This window comes from Pseudomonas sp. St386 (assembly GCF_018325865.1).
Taxonomy (GTDB): domain Bacteria; phylum Pseudomonadota; class Gammaproteobacteria; order Pseudomonadales; family Pseudomonadaceae; genus Aquipseudomonas; species Aquipseudomonas brassicacearum.
In genome coordinates this window covers 2,349,891-2,368,967 of record NZ_AP021900.1, presented here as the reverse complement: position 1 = coordinate 2,368,967, position 19,077 = coordinate 2,349,891, and the positions used below count along the sequence as shown (strand labels likewise).

Sequence of the window (19,077 nt, the reverse complement as noted above, 5' to 3'; positions counted from 1 at the left end):
GTTCTTCCTTCAGCTCAAACCCAGAATCGATGAAAGATGCCCATTGAGGAACTTGCCGCTGGGGTCCAGCGCCTGGCGCACCTCGGTGAATTCCGTCCAGCGCGGGTACAGCGCCTGGAGCGCCTTGGCGTTCAGCGAATGCAATTTCCCCCAATGCGGACGACCCTGGTATTTCCAGAAGATCGGCTCGATGGCGGCAAAGAAATTGTGATGGTCCATCTGGTAATGCTGGTGCACCGAGATCGAGCAACTGTCCCGGCCTTCAAACATGCTCAAGGCAATGTCGTCGGCCTTCACGTAGCGGTATTCGATGGGAAACCAGGTGCGCAGGTCCTTGTCGCGGATCAGCGCCAGAATCTCCCGCAGGCACGCCGGGCCGTGTTCGGCCGGCACCGAGTACTCCATCTCGTTGAAGCGCACGGTGCGAGCGTTGGCATAGATGTCATGGGAGTCACCGACCCGGTCGTCGAAATCGGCCACCAGCCGCAGGCTGTTGAGCAGCGCTCGCCGGATCGCTGGAAAGTCGCTGCCGTACTTGTCGAGGTTTTCGATCAGGCTGACGAATTCGTTGCCACCCTCCTCCTCGGGGCTGATCGGCGGCGTGGCCGGATCGGTGGTTTCGTTCAGGGCGATCGACAACGCATAGTCGGAATGGGTGACGACCTGCATTTCCCAGTGCTGGTTGTCCCGGGTGTTGGTGTCCACGTCTTCGAGCAACTCCTCGGTTTTCGCCACCCATTGGTGCTCGCGCAAGCGATAGGCGGCGCGGTTCTGCAGGCGCACGCGGGTCACCAGCCCCAGCGCGCCAAGGGACACCCGAGCGGCCTTGAACACTTCAGGATGACGCTGGGCATCACAATCGAGGACCGCACCGCTGGCCGTCACCAGTTGCAGGCCGACCACTTGGGACGCGTACGAGCCGAAGGCCTTGCCAGTGCCGTGGGTCGAGGTGGCGATGGCACCGGCCAGGGTCTGGTAATCCACGTCGGCCATGTTCGGCAGTGCCTGGCCGATGGCCTTGAGCGCCGGGCCCATGCGGGACATGGGCGTGCCGCCGCCGAACTCGGCTTGCAGGCTGGCTGCATCATGAGCCAACAGGCCGCTGAAAAAACTCAGCGACAACAAGGTGCCGTCAGTGGGCACCAGGGCACTGAAGGAATGCCCGGAACCCACCGGACGAATCCGCCCTTCGGCGCGTCTCACCACGCTCACCAGTTCATCGAGGTCCTTGGGGGCCAGGCGCGCCGCCGGCAGGCAACTCTGCGCACCGGACCAGTTGCGCCATGGAATCAGCCGCGGCGCGCGCATCAGCTCGGCCAGGGCGCCCTGGCTGCCCAGGGCCGTAAAGGCTGCGACAACACCGGCCTGTTGCAGCAACCGGCGCCGTGAGGAGTCCATCGTCATGCCGTAGTACCCGTAGTTATTATTGGAAGTGTTGGCCGGACATGAAGGCGATCAGGGCCAGGAACTGCTCTTCGGAACAGTGCATGCACAGGCCCATCGGCGGCATGCCGTTGTAGCCGTTGATCGCGTGGTCCAGCAGGGTGTCGGCGCCCTGGGCCACCCGTGGCGCCCAGGCGTTCGTATCGCCGGTCAACGGCGCCCCGGCAGCGGGGTTGGCGTGGCAGAGCTTGCAGCTGCTGTCGTAGACCTGGGCCAGCGCCGCATCGCTGGGCATGGCCGTGAACACCGTGGGCGCGGGCGGCTTGGCCTCTTCGCCGCACCCTGTGAGCAGGGTGCCGAGCAGCACGATGAAGGCTGAGTGGAACACGGTTGAAGGCGTGGTAGCCGGCATAGAGGCCCTCTCGGCGGCGCTTTTGTTGTGGGTCAACACTAAGGCACGCCACTGCATCGGCTTGAGGTCATTGGGGGCCATAAAAGGGGGCTTGGGCGGCCAGGACATATGCACCCTGGCGAGGGAGCTTGCTCAGGGCAACAGCAGCCCCTGCTCACGCTCGCACAACTGCACCACGTAATCCCACAGCACCCGCAATCGCACGGATTTGTGCAGTTCGCGACGAGTGCTGATCCAGTAGCTGCGGCGGATGGTTTCGTCCGGCAGCAACGGCACCAGCGTCGGGTCGCCGCTGACCATGTAGCAAGGCAGCACGGCGATCCCCAGGCCCGAGCGCGCGGCCTGTTGCTGAGCGATGACGCTGGTGCTGTGGAACACCACCCGAGGGTTGCGGCAGAAGCTGTTGAGGAACATCAGTTCCTGGCTGAACAGCAGGTCATCGACATACCCGATCCAGGCGTGGCGGGCCAGGTCCTCGCGGCTGCGCAGTGCTGGCGAGCGGTCCAGGTAGGCCTGGCTGGCGTACAGCGCCAGGCTGTAGTCGGTGAGTTTGCGGGTGACCAGCAGGTCGGCCGCCGGGCGTTCGAGGTGAATGCTGATTTCCGCCTCACGGTTGAGGATGCTGACAAAGCGCGGCACCGCCACCAGTTCCACTTCCAGCCCCGGATAACGCTGGAACAGCCCGTCCATGCGACTGGCGAGGAACATGATGCCCAGCCCTTCGGTCACCCCCAGGCGGATCTTGCCCAGGGGCGCACTGGATTGGGTGATGTCCTCCTGGGCCAGCAACGCCACGTTTTCCATGGCTTCGGCGTGCTTGAGCAGCGTCTCGCCGGCCGGGGTCAGTTCATAGCCCTGGGCATGCTGGACAAACAGCGCGGAGCCCAGGCTTTTTTCGATGGCCTCGATGTGCCGGGCCACGGTGGCGTGGGTGGTGTTCAGCCGCCGTGCAGCCGTCAGCAGACGTCCGCTGCGTTGCAGCTCCAGGAAATAACGCAGGTCATTCCAGTCGAACATGAAGCGATCCTTGAACGCGCCTGAAGGCATGACTGTTTATAAACGCACAGCCGCTGCGCAAAAACTAACATTCTTTTGACGAAAACTAACAACTAGGATGGATCCCACAAAAACAAGAATGAGGTCGCGAATGCAACCTGTCGTCGATGAATACGATTACGTGATCGTGGGCGCCGGCCCTGCCGGATGCCTGCTGGCCAATCGGCTGTCGGCCAATCCGCAACACCGGGTGCTGCTGCTCGAAGCCGGTGGGCGCGACAACTATCCGTGGATTCACATCCCGGTCGGCTACCTGTTCTGCATCGGCAACCCACGCACCGACTGGTGCTTCAAGACCGAAGCACAACCAGGCCTGCAAGGGCGCGCCCTGAGCTACCCTCGCGGCAAGGTCCTGGGTGGCTGCTCCTCCATCAACGGCATGATCTACATGCGCGGCCAGGCGACGGACTACGACAGCTGGGCCGCCGAGGGCAATTCCGGCTGGGCCTGGAACGATGTGCTGCCGCTGTTCCGCCAGAGTGAAAACCACTTTGCCGGCGCGTCCGAATTCCACGGCGCCGCTGGGGAATGGCGGGTCGAACGCCAGCGCTTGTCATGGCCGATTCTCGATGCCTTCCGCAGCGCCGCCGAACAGAGCGGCATCCCCAACGTCGACGACTTCAACAGCGGCGACAACGAAGGCTGCGGCTACTTCCAGGTCAACCAGAAAGCCGGGGTACGCTGGAACGCGGCCAAGGCGTTTCTCAAGCCGATTCGCCACCGCGCCAACCTCACGGTATTGACCGACGTCGAGGTCGACCGCGTGTTGCTGCGTGACGACCGCGCCCACGCCGTCAGCGCGCGCTGGCAAGGCAAGGGCATGACCTTCAAGGCCCGCAAGGAAATTGTCCTGTGCGCCGGGGCCGTTGGCTCGCCGGGCATCCTGCAACGTTCCGGGATCGGCCCGCGCAGCCTGCTGCAACGCCTGGGCATCGGTGTGACCCATGAACTGCCCGGTGTCGGCGGCAACTTGCAGGACCACCTGCAACTGCGGCTGATCTACCAGTTGGAAAACGCCCGCACCCTGAACCAGATCGCCGGCACCCTGTGGGGCAAGATGGGCATGGGCCTGCGCTACCTGTACGACCGCAGCGGCCCACTGTCCATGGCCCCCAGCCAGCTCGGTGCATTCGCCCGCTCGGGCCCGGAACAGGCCTCGGCCAACCTCGAATACCACGTACAACCGTTGTCCCTGGAACGCTTCGGCGAACCGCTGCACAGCTTCCCGGCGTTCACCGCATCGGTCTGCGACCTGCGCCCGCAAAGCCGTGGCCGGGTGGACATTCGTTCGCCCGACCCGCACGAAGCACCGCTGATCCAACCCAATTACCTGAGCCATCCCGAAGACTTGCGGGTCGCCGCCGACGCCATCCGCCTGACCCGACGCATCGTCGCGGCCCCGGCCCTGAGCGCGTTCAAACCGGTGGAATACCTGCCGGGCCCCAGCCTGCAAACCGAAGAGGAGCTGCACCAGGCCGCCGCCCGGATTGGCACGACGATTTTCCACCCGGTCGGCACGTGCCGCATGGGCCAGGATCGCGACGCGGTGGTGGATGCGCAACTGCGTGTCCACGGCATCAAGGGCCTGCGCATCGCCGACGCCTCGATCATGCCGCGCATCACCTCGGGCAACACCTGCTCGCCGACCTTGATGATTGCCGAGAAGGCGGCGCAGATGATGCTTGAGGCAGACACAAGAATCACCACGCCCCAGAAGGAGCCGGCCACGGTCTGAAAAACAGCAGAGCCCCCCTGTGGGAGCGAGCTTGCTCGCGATAGCGGTCTGTCTGCCACGCATAGGTTGAATGTGCCGCCGCTATCGCGAGCAAGCTCGCTCCCACAAGGGGATGGGTCGATTCAAGGAAAGTGTGTCAAATCAGGAGACGCCACCCCGGCGTCGCAGTGGAACAACAAAAACAATCACTGTGAGGGATACCGCTATGTCCGAGCATGTTCAGTCCCTGGAAGCCACGCGCAGCGTCGGCACCAGCCAGGAAACCCAGAAAGTCATCTTCGCCTCGTCCTTGGGGACGGTGTTCGAGTGGTACGACTTTTTCCTCTATGGCGCCCTGGCGGCGGTGATCAGCAAGCAGTTCTTTGCCGGGGTCAACGACACCACCGCGTTCATTTTCGCCCTGATGGCGTTCGCCGCCGGCTTCATCGTGCGGCCATTCGGGGCACTGGTGTTCGGCCGGCTGGGGGACATGATCGGGCGCAAATACACCTTCCTGGCGACCATCATCCTCATGGGCCTGGCGACGTTCTGCGTCGGCCTGCTGCCCAACTACGCCAGCATCGGCATCGCCGCGCCGATCATCCTGGTGGTGTTGCGCATGCTCCAGGGCCTGGCCCTGGGCGGTGAGTACGGTGGCGCGGCGACCTACGTTGCCGAGCACGCGCCAATGGGCAAGCGCGGTTTTCATACCAGCTGGATTCAGTCCACCGCTACCCTCGGGCTGTTGCTGTCGCTGCTGGTGGTGTTGGGCTGTCGCTACTTCACCGGCGATCAGTTCGAAGTCTGGGGCTGGCGCATTCCGTTCCTGCTGTCGATCCTGCTGCTGGGCATCTCCACCTGGATTCGCCTGAGCCTGCATGAGTCGCCGGCCTTCCTGAAAATGAAAGAAGAAGGCAAGTGCTGCAAGGCGCCGATCCGCGAATCCTTCGGCAAATGGGAGAATCTCAAGGTGGTGCTGATCGCCCTGTTCAGCATCAACGCCGGGCAAGCGGTGACCTTCTATGCCGCGCAGTTCTACGTGCTGTTTTTCCTCACCCAGTTCCTGAAGATGGACCCGGCCCTGGCCAACAGCTTGCTGATTGTCAGCGTGGTGATCGGCGCACCGTTCTTCATCTTTTTCGGCTGGCTGTCGGACAAGGTCGGGCGCAAACCGGTGCTGATGATCGGCCTGCTGCTGGCCACCGCGCTGTACTTCCCGATCTTCAAGACCCTGGCCCACTACGCCAACCCGGCCATCGACCAGGCGAGCCGCCAGGCACCGATCACCGTGATCGCCGACCCGGCAACCTGTACCTTCCAGTTCGACCCGGTGGGCAAGGCGCGTTTCGACAGCCCTTGCGACAAGGTCAAGACCTTCCTGGTCAAGCAAGGCCTGCCCTACAGCAGCGTCGCGGCCCCGGCCGGCAGCACGGTGCAGGTCAGCGTCGGTGACGTGAAACTCGAAGGTTACGACGAAGCCGCCCTGCGCGGCGCCGTGACCCTGGCAGGCTACCCGCAACAGGCCGATACCCAGCAGATCAACCGGCCGATGATCGTGGCCTTGATCGTGGCGCTGATCATCATCTCCGCGATGTGCTACGGACCGCTGGCAGCGTTGATGGTCGAACTGTTCCCGACCCGCATTCGCTACACCTCCATGTCCCTGCCCTATCACATCGGCAACGGTTGGTTCGGCGGCTTCCTGCCCACCGTCTCGTTCGCCCTGGTGGTCTACACCGGGGATATTTTCTATGGGCTGTGGTACCCGGTGGTGATCACCGGGGTGAGCCTGGTGGTGGGCATGATCTGCCTGCGGGAAACCCGGAACGTGGACCTGGATAAAAACTGAGGACGAAACCGTGGCGAGGGCACTGGCGCCCTCGCCAGCGGATCAGAAGCGCGCCTTCACGGTCATGGTGAAGTTGCGCGGCTCACCGTAATAGTTACCGAAACCCTCGGTACCGATGGTGGTGTAGTAGCGCTTGTCGAACAGGTTGTTGCCATTGAGGGCCAACGACCAGGTGTCATCGATGCGGTAGCCGACGCGGCCATTCCACACGGCATAACCGGCCTGGGTGATCTTCTCGCCCGTCGCTGGCGATACCCGGAAGTTGTCGCTTTGGGCATTGACCCCGGCACCGACACTGAACCGTTCGAACGCTCCGCCGAGGGCATAATCGCCCCACAGGCGCAGCACATGACGCGGCACATAACTGTTGAACGAACCACCGTTGAGGCTGGTGTCTATGTCGCTGAGGGTCTTGGTCTGGGTGTAGGTGTAGCCGGCAAGCAGTTGCAGGCGCTCGATGACTTCACCGCTGATCTCGGCTTCGAAGCCCTGGGCGCGAACCTTGCCGGCGTTCTCATAGCAGTAACCGTCCGAGGACGCACAACTTGAGTTGTAGTCGGTCTGGGCCTGGTCTTTCTGCAGCGTGCGGAACAGGTTGAAAGCACTGTTCAAGCGTCCCTCGAACCACTCGCCCTTGATCCCCAACTCATAACTCTCGCCCACCAGGGGCTTGAGCGCCGCGCCGCTTTCGGAGCGATAGTTGCCCTGGGGCGTGAAGATATCCGAATAACTGGCATAGGCCGTCAGGTGCTCATTGAGGTCCAGCAGCACGGCGGCAAACGGCGTGACCTGGCCGGTCTCCGTGCTCTTGGCGTGCTCCGAACCACCCGTGAGGAACACCGAGTCGGTCTTGGAGCGGTACCAGCTCACCCGACTGCCGACGACAAAGGTCAGCGGGTCCGCCAGTTTCAGGCGCAGGGTCGAATACATGCCTTGCTGCTGGGTAACGGTCTTGACCGGGCCACCGCGCGTCGAGTTTTCGATGAAGTAACTGTCGTCCGGTTCGGGAATATGTCGATCCGGATCGAACACGTTCTGCTTCTGTGGCAGCAGTGCCACCGAGAAGAAGTCATCCTTGTCCGAACGACTGGCGTTGAAACCAACGATCAATTCATGTTGCTGCCCCAGGGCGTCGAACTTGCCGTCCAGGTAGGCGTCGAGGCCGTAATCGACCTGGTCGTAGTCGTACATGCTGCCCAGCAGGTTGGTGGTCGAGGTGCCTGGCGCCACCGAACCCGATGCAAAGGCGTATTTGATGTCCTGGGTATTTTTCGTATAGACACCGGCTACCTTCACCGCCCAGTCGTCATTGAGCTGATGCTTGAGATCGCTGAACACCGTGGTCCGTTGGCTGCGCCAAGTGTTCCACGACGGATCCAGGCAAGTGGAACGGCTGAGTTTCAGATCGCTGCCGTCGCGGTAGCGAGGAAGCCCGCCCCAGCAAGGGCTTGCATCGACGTCTTCATAGGCAACGCCCACGCCGAGCGTCGTGTCGGGCGACAGATCGAAATCCAGGGCACCGTAATAAATCTGGTCCTTGCGCCGGGCATCGTCGTAGAAATAATGCCGGCTCTGCTCGGCGATCACCGCCCTGCCCCGCACGGTGCCGGAATCATTCAACGGGCCACCGGTATCGACCTGCCCGCGGTAGTTGTCCCAAGTGCCGCCCGAGAGGCTGAGTTCGGTCTGGGCCGTGGCCTGGCCACGCTTGCGGACAAAATTGACGCCACCGGAAGTACCGCCCGCGCCTTTCATCATCCCTGCGGCACCGCGCAGGACTTCGACCCGGTCGTAATAAGCCATGTCGCTGCTGAAACTGTCGGCCTGGACATAGCTGTTGCCCATGTCCAGCGGAACGCCGTCGTATTGATACTGACCGGACATCCGGAACCCACGGGAATAGAAATACTTGCCGCCCATGGTCGAGTCGTAGACGGTGATGCCGGGGGTCTTTTCCATCACTTGATCGATGGTGTTGAGGTTCTGGTCATCGAGCATCTTGCGGGTGATCACCGTCACCGACTGCGGCGTTTCGCGCAGGGAGTGCTCGCCCTTGCCGATGGTCACCGCGCCCGTCGTGTAGGAACCACTGTTCTCGGTGGTCGCCCCGAGCATCTGTGCCTCGATGCTGGTTGCTCCCAGTTCCATGACCGAACCGTTGGCGGGCAACCGGCGCAGCACGTACGTGCCGTTGGCCTGGGGCTCAGCTTGCAAGCCGCTCCCGCCAAGAATGCGAGCGAAGCCGTCAGCCACGCCGAAAGAACCTCTCAGGCCGGGCGATTGCAGATCCTCCAGTTGCCGGGCATCAAACGAAAGGGCGACACCGGCGGCGCTGGAGAAACGGGTCAGCACATCCACCAGGCTGCCGGCGCCGATATCGTAGGCCTGCACCGAACGCTGCTGCACCGAGGCGCCTGGAACCGGGTTGGCATTCACGGCCGTGGCGCCGGCGGTGGTGACAGCCAGCAAGCCGATTTTCACTGCAAACACCAGACGGCCTGGCGCGCTTACCCAAGGCATATTTCCCCTCCCCAAAACGGTCGATAAAAACTCACTGAGGAAGAGCCGAACGATGAGGCTGAAAAGTGCAGGGGCGGATATTTTTATTACACAGCGTCACCGCCGCTCGCCACCTGCGACCTGGACCCAGAATCGGCTGTAGCGCGTCACCCGCAACGAAAAGCCGCTCTCCAACGCCGCCAGGGCGAGGTCAGTGTTATCGACAGGAAACACACCGGAGACCTTCAAGTCGCCAATCGCCGGGGCCCAGCGCAGCACACCGGGGCGATAGCGCGACAGTTCATCCAGCAGCGCCGCCAGGGGACGGTCAATGGCGATGATGCTGCCCTTCTGCCAGGCACCGACCGACACATCGTTGCCCCGCAACGTGCCCAGCGACCGCTCATTGAAATCCAGGCGCTGGCCGGCTTCGACCCGCCTCCTTGACCCCATCGCCGGCAGACTCACCTCGACCGCTTTCTCCAGCACCGCCACTTCGCCGCCTCGCACCTGACCACGGACGATAAACCGCGTGCCCAGCGCAAGCACCTCGACCGGCCCCGTCACCACTTTGAACGGACGCTGCAAGGGATCGACCGCCGTCGTCACAAGCACCTCACCCTGCAACAACTCCACGAGCCGCTGCCTCCCATCGAAACGAACATTGATCGAGGTATCGGTGTTGAGCAGGACCGTGCTGCCATCAGCCAGTTGGAACTCGCGACGCTCGCCCACGGCGGTGCGGTAATCGCAAAACAGGTTTTGGCTTGCCTGACTGCGCCAGCCCAGCCAGCCCAGGCCGCCAGCGGACGTCAGCAGCAAAACGCTACGCAATACCTGGCGGCGGGATCGATGGTGGGCGTCGCTCAAGGTCGGTGCGGCCAGGGCGCCCGGTACGCTTGCCATCTGCTCGGCCACTGCCGCCATGCGTTGCCAGGCTTGGCCGTGCAGCGGATCGGCAGCCAGCCAGGCGCGCCAGTCGGCCCGGTCCGCGTCGGTGGTGATACCGGAATGCAGCCGGGCGTACCACTGCGCCGCCACGCGAATGGCGTGCAACTCTTCAGGGGGCAGGTTCATGAAAGCTGCAGTTGAATCTGCATCAGGCAGCAATGCTCCATGGCCTTGGCCATGTGATTGTTGACCGTGCGTACGCTGACACCCAGGCGTTCGGCAATTTGCGGGTAAGTCAGGCCATCGAACTGCGACAGGATGAACGCCTGCCTTACCCGCGGCCCCAGCCCCAGGAGCAAGCGGTCGATCTCCATCAGGGCCTGGAGCATGATTGCCTGCTCTTCCAGCGAGGGGTGCTGCTCTTGCGGCATGGCCGCCAATACTTCGAGGTAGGATTGCTCCAGCGAGCGACGGCGAAACAGGTCGATCAACAGCCCTTTGGCGATCATCGACAGGTACGGTCGTGGCTCACGGATATCCAGCGCAGTGCGCGCCTTGATGACCCGCACAAACGTATCCTGGGCAAGGTCCGCGGCATCGAAGGTGTTGCCCAAACGCTTGCGCAGCCAGCCCTGGAGCCAACCATGATGATCACTGTACAGAACGTCGACAGCACTGCGTAGGGACAGATCGTTGGCAGACATGGCAATGGAATAATTCGCGACTGATAATGACTCGCATTGTCATGGAGCCTATCGCCGCTTGCAACCCAAACATGCCCGGCCACCACCCACTCGCTGGAATGACTCAGTTCATGGAGTGACTTTTTACCGTGCTTTCCACCAGGTCCAGCATCTGTCCCAGCGCCCAGGGCTTGGCGATGAACGAAGCATGATGCTTGATTCCCGCGCTTTCCGGGGTCTCGAAACCGGACATGATCAGCAGCGGTATCTGCGGCCAGCGGTCGCCGGTCAGGTTGGCCAGGTCCGCGCCGTCGATCTTTCCGGGCATGGTGATATCCGTGAGCAACAGGTCGACGTAATGGGCGCTCTCTTCGAGAAACGTCAACGCCGCGTCGGCGCTTTCCCGAGGCTCCACGACAAACCCTTCCTCCTCGAGAATTTCACAGAGGAACTCCAGGATGGTCGGATCATCTTCCACAACGAGAATCAAACGTGTAGTCGCCTGGCCGTTGCCATTTGGCATCGAATTCATGAAAGTGACTCTCCTTGACCTCATAAAACCTTCTTTGCGGCAGCAACCGCCTTGAAGTTATGAGCAATCCCCCTGCGAGAAATTCATTCTGTGTGCCAACAGGCCGCCGAATGTCATGCCAGAGCCGTCCTGGCAACGCAGCGCAACGCTTTTTATCTGTATATCCATACAGATAAAACTTGCCCTGGCGCGCATCCATGACCATGCTACAGCCCCATGAAAATCTGCTCGGGAAAAGGGCGCTATGCAGCTGTACCTGTGTGAAAAACCGTCCCAGGCCAAGGACATCGCCGCCGTGCTCGGTGCCACGCGCCGTGGCGACGGTTGCTGGCTGGGCCCTGGCATCACGGTCACCTGGTGCATCGGCCATCTGCTGGAAACCGCCCCACCCGACGCCTACGACGCGCGCTACAAGCGCTGGGTACTGGCCGACCTGCCCATCGTGCCGGCGCAATGGAAAATGACCGTCAAGCCGAAAACCGCCAGCCAGTACAAGGCGGTCAAGCGCCTGCTGGGGGAAGCGAAGGAATTGGTGATCGCCACCGACGCCGACCGCGAAGGCGAAATGATCGCCCGGGAGCTGGTGGAACATTGCCGTTATCGCGGGCCGATCCGGCGGCTATGGCTGTCGGCCCTGGACGAAGCATCGATCCGCAAGGCCCTGGCCGCCCTCAAGCCGGGGGCCGAAACCTTCAATCTGTATCACTCGGCGCTGGGCCGTTCCCGGGCCGACTGGCTGATCGGCATGAACATGAGTCGCCTGTTCACCCTGCTGGGGCGCCAGTCCGGCTACCAGGGCGTGTTGCCGGTGGGCCGCGTACAGACACCCACGCTGCGCCTGGTGGTGGACCGCGACCGCAGCATCGCCGACTTCGTACCGATCGCCTATTGGGCCATCGACGTGCAGCTCAGCCACGAAGGCACGGCGTTCACCGCCCAGTGGCGCGCCGACCCGGACGCCTGCGACGACCAGGAGCGCTGCCTGAACCAGGCCCTGGCCCGAGACGCGGCCATGGCCATGAGCAACGCCGCCAGCGCCCGGACGCTGAAAGTGCGCACCGAGCGTCTGCGCGAAGCGGCACCCTTGCCCTTCGACCTGGGCACGCTGCAGGAAGTCTGCTCGAAGAAACTCGGCCTCGGCGCCCAGGAAACCCTGGACATCGCCCAGTCGCTCTACGAGACCTACAAGCTCATCACCTACCCTCGCAGCGATTGCGGTTTCCTGCCCTTGAGCCAGCACAGTGAAGCACCAGCCATCCTGGCCGCCCTCGCCCAGGCCGACCCAAGCCTTGCACCGCTGCGCGAGCACCTGCAGCCGCAACGCAAGTCCCGGGCCTGGAACGACGCCAAGGTCAGCGCCCACCACGGCATCATTCCCACCGCCGCCGCCAAGAACCTCGACAAACTCGCCGGCAAGCAGCGCGCGGTCTACACGCTGATTCGCGCGCGCTACCTGGCGCAGTTCCTGCCCAACCACGAATACGACCGGACCCAGGCCGACTTCGACTGTGCCGGCCAGGCGCTGCGGGCCGTGGGCAAGCAGATCGTCGAACCCGGCTGGAAACGCGCCCTGCCCGAAGCGCTGGCCCCGGCCAGGGGCCGTGAAGCACCGGCGCCGCAGACCTTGCCGGCGCTGGCCGAAGGCCGCGACTGCGCCGTGGACGAGGTGAAACCCAAGGACCTGTGGACCCAACCGCCCAAGCCGTTCACCGAAGGCGACCTGATCAAGGCGATGAAGAACGTCGCCAAACTGGTAGAAGATCCGCTGCTCAAGCAAAAGCTCAAGGACACCACCGGCATTGGCACCGAAGCGACCCGGGCCTCGATCATCCAGGGGCTGCTCGACCGCGGTTACCTGGTGAAAAACGGCAAGGCGCTGTCCGCCACCCCGGCGGCCTTCAGCCTGATCGACGCCGTGCCCCGGGCCATCGCCGACCCGGGCACCACGGCCATCTGGGAGCAGGCGCTGGACATGGTGCAAAGCGGCGAAATGAGCCTGGAGGAATTCGTGACCCGACAAGCCGCCTGGATGAGCAAGCACGTCGCTCGCTGCCAGGGCATGAGCCTGACCATCAGCGGCCCGGCCAGCCCCGCCGGGCGCGGCGCAACGCCGTGGAAAAACAAACGCAAGCCGGCCAAGCGCAAGGCTGGCGGCGCACCGCGCAAGGCGAGCAAGGCCAAGGCGACCTGAGCAGCGGCTCACCGAAGACATGGAACCTGTGGCAGAAGATCTGTGGGAGCAAGGCTTGCCCGCGAAGCAGGCGACTCGGTTCCAGATCGACCGTGTGATCTTCATCGCGGGCAAGCCTTGCTCCCACAGATAAGTCCGCGCCTTCGCCAATTTTTCATACCCAAACCGTTTTGTCCGACAATATGTAGTGAGCAAAAATAATCACTACAAAACCGTTGACGCCTCCGATTTGCCCTTGCATGATGCAGACGTCTCCCCGATCGGGAGTACAGGCAACTGTTTGAGCAAGCTCGTCTGACCGCCGAGCTGTTTTTTGGATAAGGGACTGCCCACAAGGCAGATTGAAGGTGCTGACCTGGCCTGACCGTCCGGTAACAAGGACGAGAAACGCCGGCGATCAATCCTCATGACGCGCGTGGTTCGACCCTCGAAAGTTGACACTGCCTGAAGATTCTTCGCTGTTTCTCTTCGTTGTAGCGCATTTGCGTAGCAGCCCTTCGATAACACTACACAACCGATGCACGACCCTGTCGAAGTTCGACGGAAGAATGCTGACGGCCTGGTTTCGGTAGCAGGCAGGTACTTACCGAGTAGCGAAGTTTTTGCGAACCACCAGACAGATCAACCAAATGGTCAAGGGGCTTACACATGAATCTGAATAATCAACCATCTATTGATGAACTGGCTCGCATATTCGCAGCACACAAGGACACTCTCGACAGCCATATCCTGTGGATCAGCAAGACTGGCCAGGTGCATATGGACTGCCTGTCGCCCTACACCCGCGAAGACGAGTTCGAAAAGAACACGCAAGAGCTGGGTGCCCGGCTGAAGATGTACCGTCGTGGCCAGGGCTACGTTGGCAAGAAGGCCGCGGCCGACAAAGACTTCATCGGTCGCGTGTTGCAAACGCTGACCCAGGCCTGGCAGTCGATGCAGAACACTTCTGAGGTCCGGGTCATCGACCGCCTCTGCTGATAACCACTCCACAAAAAGGCCCGCTCCTGATCCAGGAGCGGGCCTTTTTTTGTGAGGCAGGTTCTAGAACACCGACCAGCCGATCCGCTGGCTCATCAACTCCAGCGCCGCCATGCCGGCCAGGGAGTTGCCGGCGACGTTGAGCTCAGGCGACCAGACGCACACCGTGAACCGCCCCGGCACTACGGCGACAATCCCGCCACCGACCCCGCTCTTGCCCGGCAGGCCGACGCGATAAGCGAAATTGCCGGCCTCATCGTACAAGCCGCTGGTGGCCATGATGGAATTGACCTGCTGGGTTTGCCGGGCGCTGAGGATCTGTTCGCCGCTGTGCTTGCAGAACCCGTCGTTGGCCAGGAAGCAGAATGCCCGTGCCAGGTCGACACAGCTCATCCGCAGGGCGCAGTGGCTGAAGTAACTGCGCAGTACCGCTTCCACATCGTTATGGAAATTGCCGAACGATTGCATCAGGTACGCCATCGCCGCGTTGCGGGCGCGGTGCTGGTATTCCGATTCGGCGACCTTGCCGTCCACCATCACCTGTGGGTTACCCGACAGACGGCGTACGAAATCGCGCATCGACAGCGCCGGGGCGGCGAAACGCGACTGGTTTATATCGCAGATCACCAACGCGCCGGCATTGATGAACGGGTTGCGTGGTCGACCGCGTTCGAATTCCAGTTGCACCAGGGAATTGAACGGTTGGCCGGACGGCTCATGGCCCAGGCGCTCCCAGATCGCTTCGCCGGAATGCCCGATGGCCTGCACCAGGCTGAACACCTTGGAAATACTCTGCACCGAAAACGCTGTTTCGGCGTCGCCGGCGCAATACAACTCGCCGTCGTTGCCATACACGGCAATGCCCAACTGGTTGGGCGCCACAGTGCCCAGGGCCGGAATGTAGTCGGCCACCTTGCCCTGACCAATCAGGGGGCGAACCGCATCGAGGATCTCGTTCAACAGTGCTTGCATATGCGCGGGGTCCAGTCATTCCCCGTTCGAGTGCGGGGATACAGACGCTAGACGCTGGTGGGCGAGGTCAGAGCACACTGATTATCAAGCTTCAGGCACACAACCCTCCGGCAAGGGGATCTGTGGAAGCAGACTTTGTGGGAGCAAGCGCTTTCACAGGCGCTTGTCACAAAATCGAGCGGTCTATAGTTCAAAGGATCAATCGACAGGAGCAGACGATGCGCCAGATCATGCAAAAAGAACCCTGGTGGGCCTCGCCGCCCAAGCCCGGGCAGGATGAAAGCGAGCTGGAATGGGGCTGGCTGGTGATCTACAGCGAAGGCGAGCCGCGCTTCGAGTTCATCAAGGAACGCCCATCGGACGAGCAGATCCGCCAGCGCAAGGGTTGCCGCGTCACCCTCGGGTCAGAATGAGCCAGCCCGTCACGGCTTGATGTCCGGCAATGCCACCGCGCGATTGGCCAGCTCCGCCTCCACCAGGTTGCCTTCTATTTCCTCGTCCAGGTAGTACACCGGCGCCATCACCCCGCTGAGGGGATGCTTGAGCGACCTGAACCACGCCTCATCGAACGCAGCGCTCAGGCTTTTGCGAATTTCTGCCTCCATTTCCGGCCGCTCGCCCTCGTGGATGATCGCGCGAATACCCGCCACGCCCACCGAGATCAACGCCCCGGCCGCCTTCCCGGCGACCGCCGCCGCCGCGCCGGTCGCCCCTCGGGTGGCAAATTGCGCCTCGATTTTTTCGCTGGTGCGTTGCGCCACCGTTGCGATCACCGCCTCTGAGGGCCCGGCACCTGTGGTAGCGGCCTTGTTGACGTGGTCGATCAGGGCTGCATAAGCCGGCAGCGTGTTCAGCGGTTCGGTATGCACCACCTCGTACAACGACGCGTTACGCGCCGCCGGCGGCCCCAGGTTGATGGCAGGAATGCCGTGCAGGCGCCGGTTCATCAGTTCGTTCGGGATTCGATGCCGCAGGGCGATGACCTGGACCTGCTGATTGAGCTGACGTATGTAGTAGTCCGTCGCGGCAGCCCTGATCGCCTCGGGATCAATTTCCACCGCCACCGGTTCCAGTACCTGCTCGCGATATTGTTCTTGCAGGTAAACCGCCAGGCGCCTGGCCGAGGAATCCTCCTCAGCCTTGGCACTGGCGGCATACCAGCTGACCTTCACCGCCAGCCATTCCTGGGTCCAATAGCTGCTGAACCAGGGGATGAACTCAGCCTCGGTGCGCTCATAGACCAACACACGCCAATGCTCCATCGACCCGCGGGCGTAGAGCCCCGCCTTTTCGATAGCGCTTTTCGATGCTGCGATGATCTGCTGGTCCACCTGTCGCCAAGTGGCCTGGTCAATCGTCACCGTGGCAGCCTGTTGACCGCGCTGCGGCGTGGCGCACCCCGCCAGAACGAGCAAAACGGCCAGCACCAGCGAACGCAGCACGATCGCGCCACCCCGGATTCAGGTCACCCATGGGGTTGAGTATAGGTCGCGAGAACAGTAAAACCTGTGGAGGCAAAAACCTATGGGAGCAAACCTGTGGGAGCAAAGCTTGCTCGCGATAGCGGTGTATCAGCCGACATCAATACTGCTGATACACCTATCGCGAGCAAGCTTTGCTCCCACAGGTTTCATCTCGCAGTTTGCGAGTATCCTTTGTCGATCCCTAGACCTTGCAGGGCTTTGATGACCAAGCTCCTCGAACGTCTTCGCCAATGGGCCAGGACCCTGAAACGCCAGACCATGACGCTGTGGTTCTGCTATCGCCATCCGCAGACGCCCTGGCTGCCCAAATGGATCGCCGTTATCGTGGTGGCGTATGCCCTGAGCCCCATTGACCTGATCCCGGATTTCATCCCGGTATTGGGTTATCTGGATGATGTGATCTTGCTGCCCCTGGGGATTTGGTTGGCGCTTCGCCTGACGCCGCTCGCAGTGCTGGCAGAATGTGCAGCCAAGGCCCGACAATGGCAGGAAAACGATGGCCAGCGCCCGGTGAACAAGCTAGCGGCGGTGTTGATTGTGCTGGCCTGGATAGCGACACTGGCAGGTACCTGGTTCATGTTCTACGGCGGTCCCGTCAATACCGGCTGAAACCATGCATTCGGTTCAGGGGGCTCAGCCCAGCGCCGTGTCGAGAAACATCATCACCGCAAACCCCATCATCAGCCCCAGAGTGGCCGGTGTTTCATGGCCGTTGCGGTGGGTTTCGGGAATCACTTCGTGGGATACCACGAAAATCATCGCCCCCGCCGCCAACCCCAGGCTGATGGGGTACGCGACGGCGACACCCGATGACATGCCCAGGCCAATCACCGCGCCCAGTGGCTCCATCAACCCCGAGCCGACCGCGATGAGCGCGGCACGCAAGGTGCTGATACCGGTAACCCGCAGCGCCATGGCAATGGCCAGGCCTTCGGGGATGTCCTGGATAGCGATGGCGGTGGTCAGGGGCAGGCCGACCTTGAAGTCGCCGTCGGCAAAACTGACGCCGATGGCCATGCCCTCCGGCAAGTTGTGCAAGGTGATGGCAAGCACGAACAGCCAGACGCGATTGATACGTTCGGCCTGGGGCCCACGCCGGCCACTGAGTTCGTGCTCGTGCGGCACGAAACGGTCCAGGCCGATCATCAGGGCGACGCCCAGGCCCAGGCCGACCACGACGACAAACGCGGCAAGCAACTGATTGCCGCAGATGACCTGTGCCGCTTCGATGCCCGGCAGGATCAATGAGAACGAACTGGCGGCGAGCATCATGCCGGCGGCAAAACCCAGCATGATGTCCTGGGTACGCGAGGCGATATCGCGCAGCACCACTGCCATCAACGCACCCAGGGCGGTGGCGGCAAAGCCCGAGGTACCGCCCAGCACTGCGTAGCCCAGGTTTTGACGATTAGCGCCAACCAGGGCGTTGTAGCCACTGTAGAGCAACAACGCGGCCACCAACGCCAGCCCGAGCCAGAACGTTACCCCAGCAACAGGTTGTCTTGCACGGGGTTGAGCCAGGTGCGCCAGGGAGATCGACTCCGGGAGGTGGGTTGGTCCATCGAAGGTCCTTACGGGTGTTGACCAAAACATGGCTGATCGTGCTCCTAAACGGTGGCAACGATCAAACATAATATCCAGGCAAGGAAGCGCCGCCCTCGCCGTTTTTTATAGTCGGAGGAAGTAACAGGATGATTTATCTTTTATTCAATAAACGAGACGAACGGTGATTAACTCACCAATTAACCCATATTTTTAACGAACAAAGCGAACAGACTGTAAGCCCGGCAGTAGTTTAAACCCGGCAAACTCGGCTATATAAACCAATGGGGCCCCATGCCATGGGCACGGGGCTTGCCATGTCAGCGGGCATTATGAATCACGGCCGCCGCCGCGGCTGTTCTCACCGCCTTTTCTACCCGCTTCGGAGGCTTTCTCCCGGTCGTTGGCAAAGTTGCCGCCCGAGGCCTGGCCACCTTTGCGGCCGGCTTCCGAAGCCCGCTCAGGGTCGTTGGCAAAATTACCGCCAGAGGCCTGCCCGCCTTTGCGGCCGGCTTCTGCGGCACGCCCAGGGTCGTTGGCAAAATTACCACCCGATGCCTGCCCTCCCTTGCGCCCTGCCTCGGATGCACGCTCAGGATTATTGGCGAAGTTACCCCCTGATGCATGGCCGCCCTTTTTCCCGGCTGCCGATGCCTTTTCACGATCGTTAGCGAAATTGCCAGGATTGTTACTTCCTGTGTTAGCCATTTCATTCACCTCGTTTAGTTGATGTCAACGAGCCTTGCTGACTCGTCTTATTCGGAAAACATGACGCCGCCAAGGTTTTAGGGAAACGTTGTAAACGGCGACGAATGGTCAATGCTCGATTTATATTGCCGCCGCCATGATCTTTATTGCATCAGGCTATTAAATAGGTCGAGACTGAAACTT

Annotated in this window: 17 protein-coding genes; 6 read left to right on the top strand and 11 right to left on the bottom strand. The window is 61.9% G+C overall.

What is annotated here, in order from left to right; genetic code table 11:
* Positions 1–9: 9 nt before the first annotated feature.
* The 3 genes from KI235_RS10465 to KI235_RS10455 all read right to left on the bottom strand — a co-directional run bounded on the left by KI235_RS10465 (position 10) and on the right by KI235_RS10455 (position 2,812).
* Complete coding sequence (locus KI235_RS10465) at positions 10–1,308, bottom strand: D-arabinono-1,4-lactone oxidase (protein ID WP_161796648.1); 1,299 nt, start codon at positions 1,306–1,308, stop codon at positions 10–12.
* Between the two features lie 115 nt (positions 1,309–1,423).
* Positions 1,424–1,795, bottom strand: a complete 372-nt coding sequence (locus KI235_RS10460; protein WP_003200154.1) for a c-type cytochrome — start codon at positions 1,793–1,795, stop codon at positions 1,424–1,426.
* A gap of 132 nt (positions 1,796–1,927) precedes the next feature.
* Complete coding sequence (locus KI235_RS10455) at positions 1,928–2,812, bottom strand: LysR family transcriptional regulator (protein WP_039011177.1); 885 nt, start codon at positions 2,810–2,812, stop codon at positions 1,928–1,930.
* 130 nt (positions 2,813–2,942) lie between these two features.
* On the opposite strand from KI235_RS10455, the gene KI235_RS10450 reads away from it, so the two are divergent.
* Positions 2,943–4,586 (top strand): GMC family oxidoreductase N-terminal domain-containing protein, encoded by a 1,644-nt coding sequence (locus tag KI235_RS10450; protein WP_028237271.1) that lies wholly within the window; start codon positions 2,943–2,945, stop codon positions 4,584–4,586.
* A 205-nt stretch (positions 4,587–4,791) separates the two neighbouring features.
* Positions 4,792–6,414, top strand: coding sequence for an MFS transporter (locus tag KI235_RS10445; RefSeq protein WP_003200149.1), 1,623 nt, complete (start codon positions 4,792–4,794; stop codon positions 6,412–6,414).
* Positions 6,415–6,456: 42 nt separating this feature from the next.
* Here the strand turns inward: KI235_RS10445 and KI235_RS10440 are convergent, their stop codons facing one another.
* The 4 genes from KI235_RS10440 to KI235_RS10425 form a co-directional block, all read right to left on the bottom strand.
* Positions 6,457–8,934 (bottom strand): TonB-dependent receptor, encoded by a 2,478-nt coding sequence (locus tag KI235_RS10440; RefSeq protein ID WP_039011172.1) that lies wholly within the window; start codon positions 8,932–8,934, stop codon positions 6,457–6,459.
* 96 nt (positions 8,935–9,030) lie between these two features.
* Positions 9,031–9,990 carry a FecR domain-containing protein gene (locus KI235_RS10435; protein WP_027912565.1) on the bottom strand — a complete coding sequence of 320 codons (960 nt, stop codon included), beginning with the start codon at positions 9,988–9,990 and terminating at the stop codon, positions 9,031–9,033.
* Positions 9,987–10,508, bottom strand: coding sequence for a sigma-70 family RNA polymerase sigma factor (locus KI235_RS10430; RefSeq protein ID WP_003200143.1), 522 nt, complete (start codon positions 10,506–10,508; stop codon positions 9,987–9,989). Before KI235_RS10430 ends, KI235_RS10435 begins: the two co-directional genes overlap by 4 nt.
* Positions 10,509–10,611: 103 nt before the next feature.
* Positions 10,612–11,019, bottom strand: coding sequence for a response regulator (locus tag KI235_RS10425; RefSeq protein WP_003200142.1), 408 nt, complete (start codon positions 11,017–11,019; stop codon positions 10,612–10,614).
* A gap of 244 nt (positions 11,020–11,263) precedes the next feature.
* Here KI235_RS10425 and KI235_RS10420 point away from each other — a divergent pair, with 244 nt between their 5' ends.
* Positions 11,264–13,210 (top strand): DNA topoisomerase III, encoded by a 1,947-nt coding sequence (locus KI235_RS10420; protein ID WP_027912566.1) that lies wholly within the window; start codon positions 11,264–11,266, stop codon positions 13,208–13,210.
* A 648-nt stretch (positions 13,211–13,858) separates the two neighbouring features.
* Positions 13,859–14,188, top strand: a complete 330-nt coding sequence (locus KI235_RS10415) for a hypothetical protein (protein ID WP_003200138.1) — start codon at positions 13,859–13,861, stop codon at positions 14,186–14,188.
* A gap of 63 nt (positions 14,189–14,251) precedes the next feature.
* On the opposite strand, the gene glsB is transcribed toward KI235_RS10415, so the two are convergent.
* Positions 14,252–15,160, bottom strand: coding sequence for a glutaminase B (gene glsB / locus KI235_RS10410; RefSeq protein WP_003200136.1), 909 nt, complete (start codon positions 15,158–15,160; stop codon positions 14,252–14,254).
* A 218-nt stretch (positions 15,161–15,378) separates the two neighbouring features.
* On the opposite strand from glsB, the gene KI235_RS10405 reads away from it, so the two are divergent.
* The gene (locus tag KI235_RS10405) at positions 15,379–15,573 is read left to right on the top strand and encodes a hypothetical protein (RefSeq protein ID WP_003200134.1); all 195 of its coding nucleotides are present in this window, start codon (positions 15,379–15,381) and stop codon (positions 15,571–15,573) included.
* 9 nt (positions 15,574–15,582) lie between these two features.
* On the opposite strand, the gene KI235_RS10400 is transcribed toward KI235_RS10405, so the two are convergent.
* Positions 15,583–16,602 (bottom strand): hypothetical protein, encoded by a 1,020-nt coding sequence (locus KI235_RS10400; RefSeq protein ID WP_038856110.1) that lies wholly within the window; start codon positions 16,600–16,602, stop codon positions 15,583–15,585.
* Between the two features lie 243 nt (positions 16,603–16,845).
* Between KI235_RS10400 and KI235_RS10395 the strand changes: the two genes are divergently transcribed.
* Positions 16,846–17,253 carry a YkvA family protein gene (locus KI235_RS10395; protein WP_212795669.1) on the top strand — a complete coding sequence of 136 codons (408 nt, stop codon included), beginning with the start codon at positions 16,846–16,848 and terminating at the stop codon, positions 17,251–17,253.
* 24 nt (positions 17,254–17,277) lie between these two features.
* Here the strand turns inward: KI235_RS10395 and KI235_RS10390 are convergent, their stop codons facing one another.
* Both KI235_RS10390 and KI235_RS10385 read right to left on the bottom strand, forming a co-directional pair.
* Positions 17,278–18,237, bottom strand: a complete 960-nt coding sequence (locus KI235_RS10390; protein WP_212795668.1) for a ZIP family metal transporter — start codon at positions 18,235–18,237, stop codon at positions 17,278–17,280.
* 279 nt (positions 18,238–18,516) lie between these two features.
* Complete coding sequence (locus KI235_RS10385) at positions 18,517–18,894, bottom strand: general stress protein (RefSeq protein ID WP_032833229.1); 378 nt, start codon at positions 18,892–18,894, stop codon at positions 18,517–18,519.
* Between the last annotated feature and the right edge of the window lie 183 nt (positions 18,895–19,077).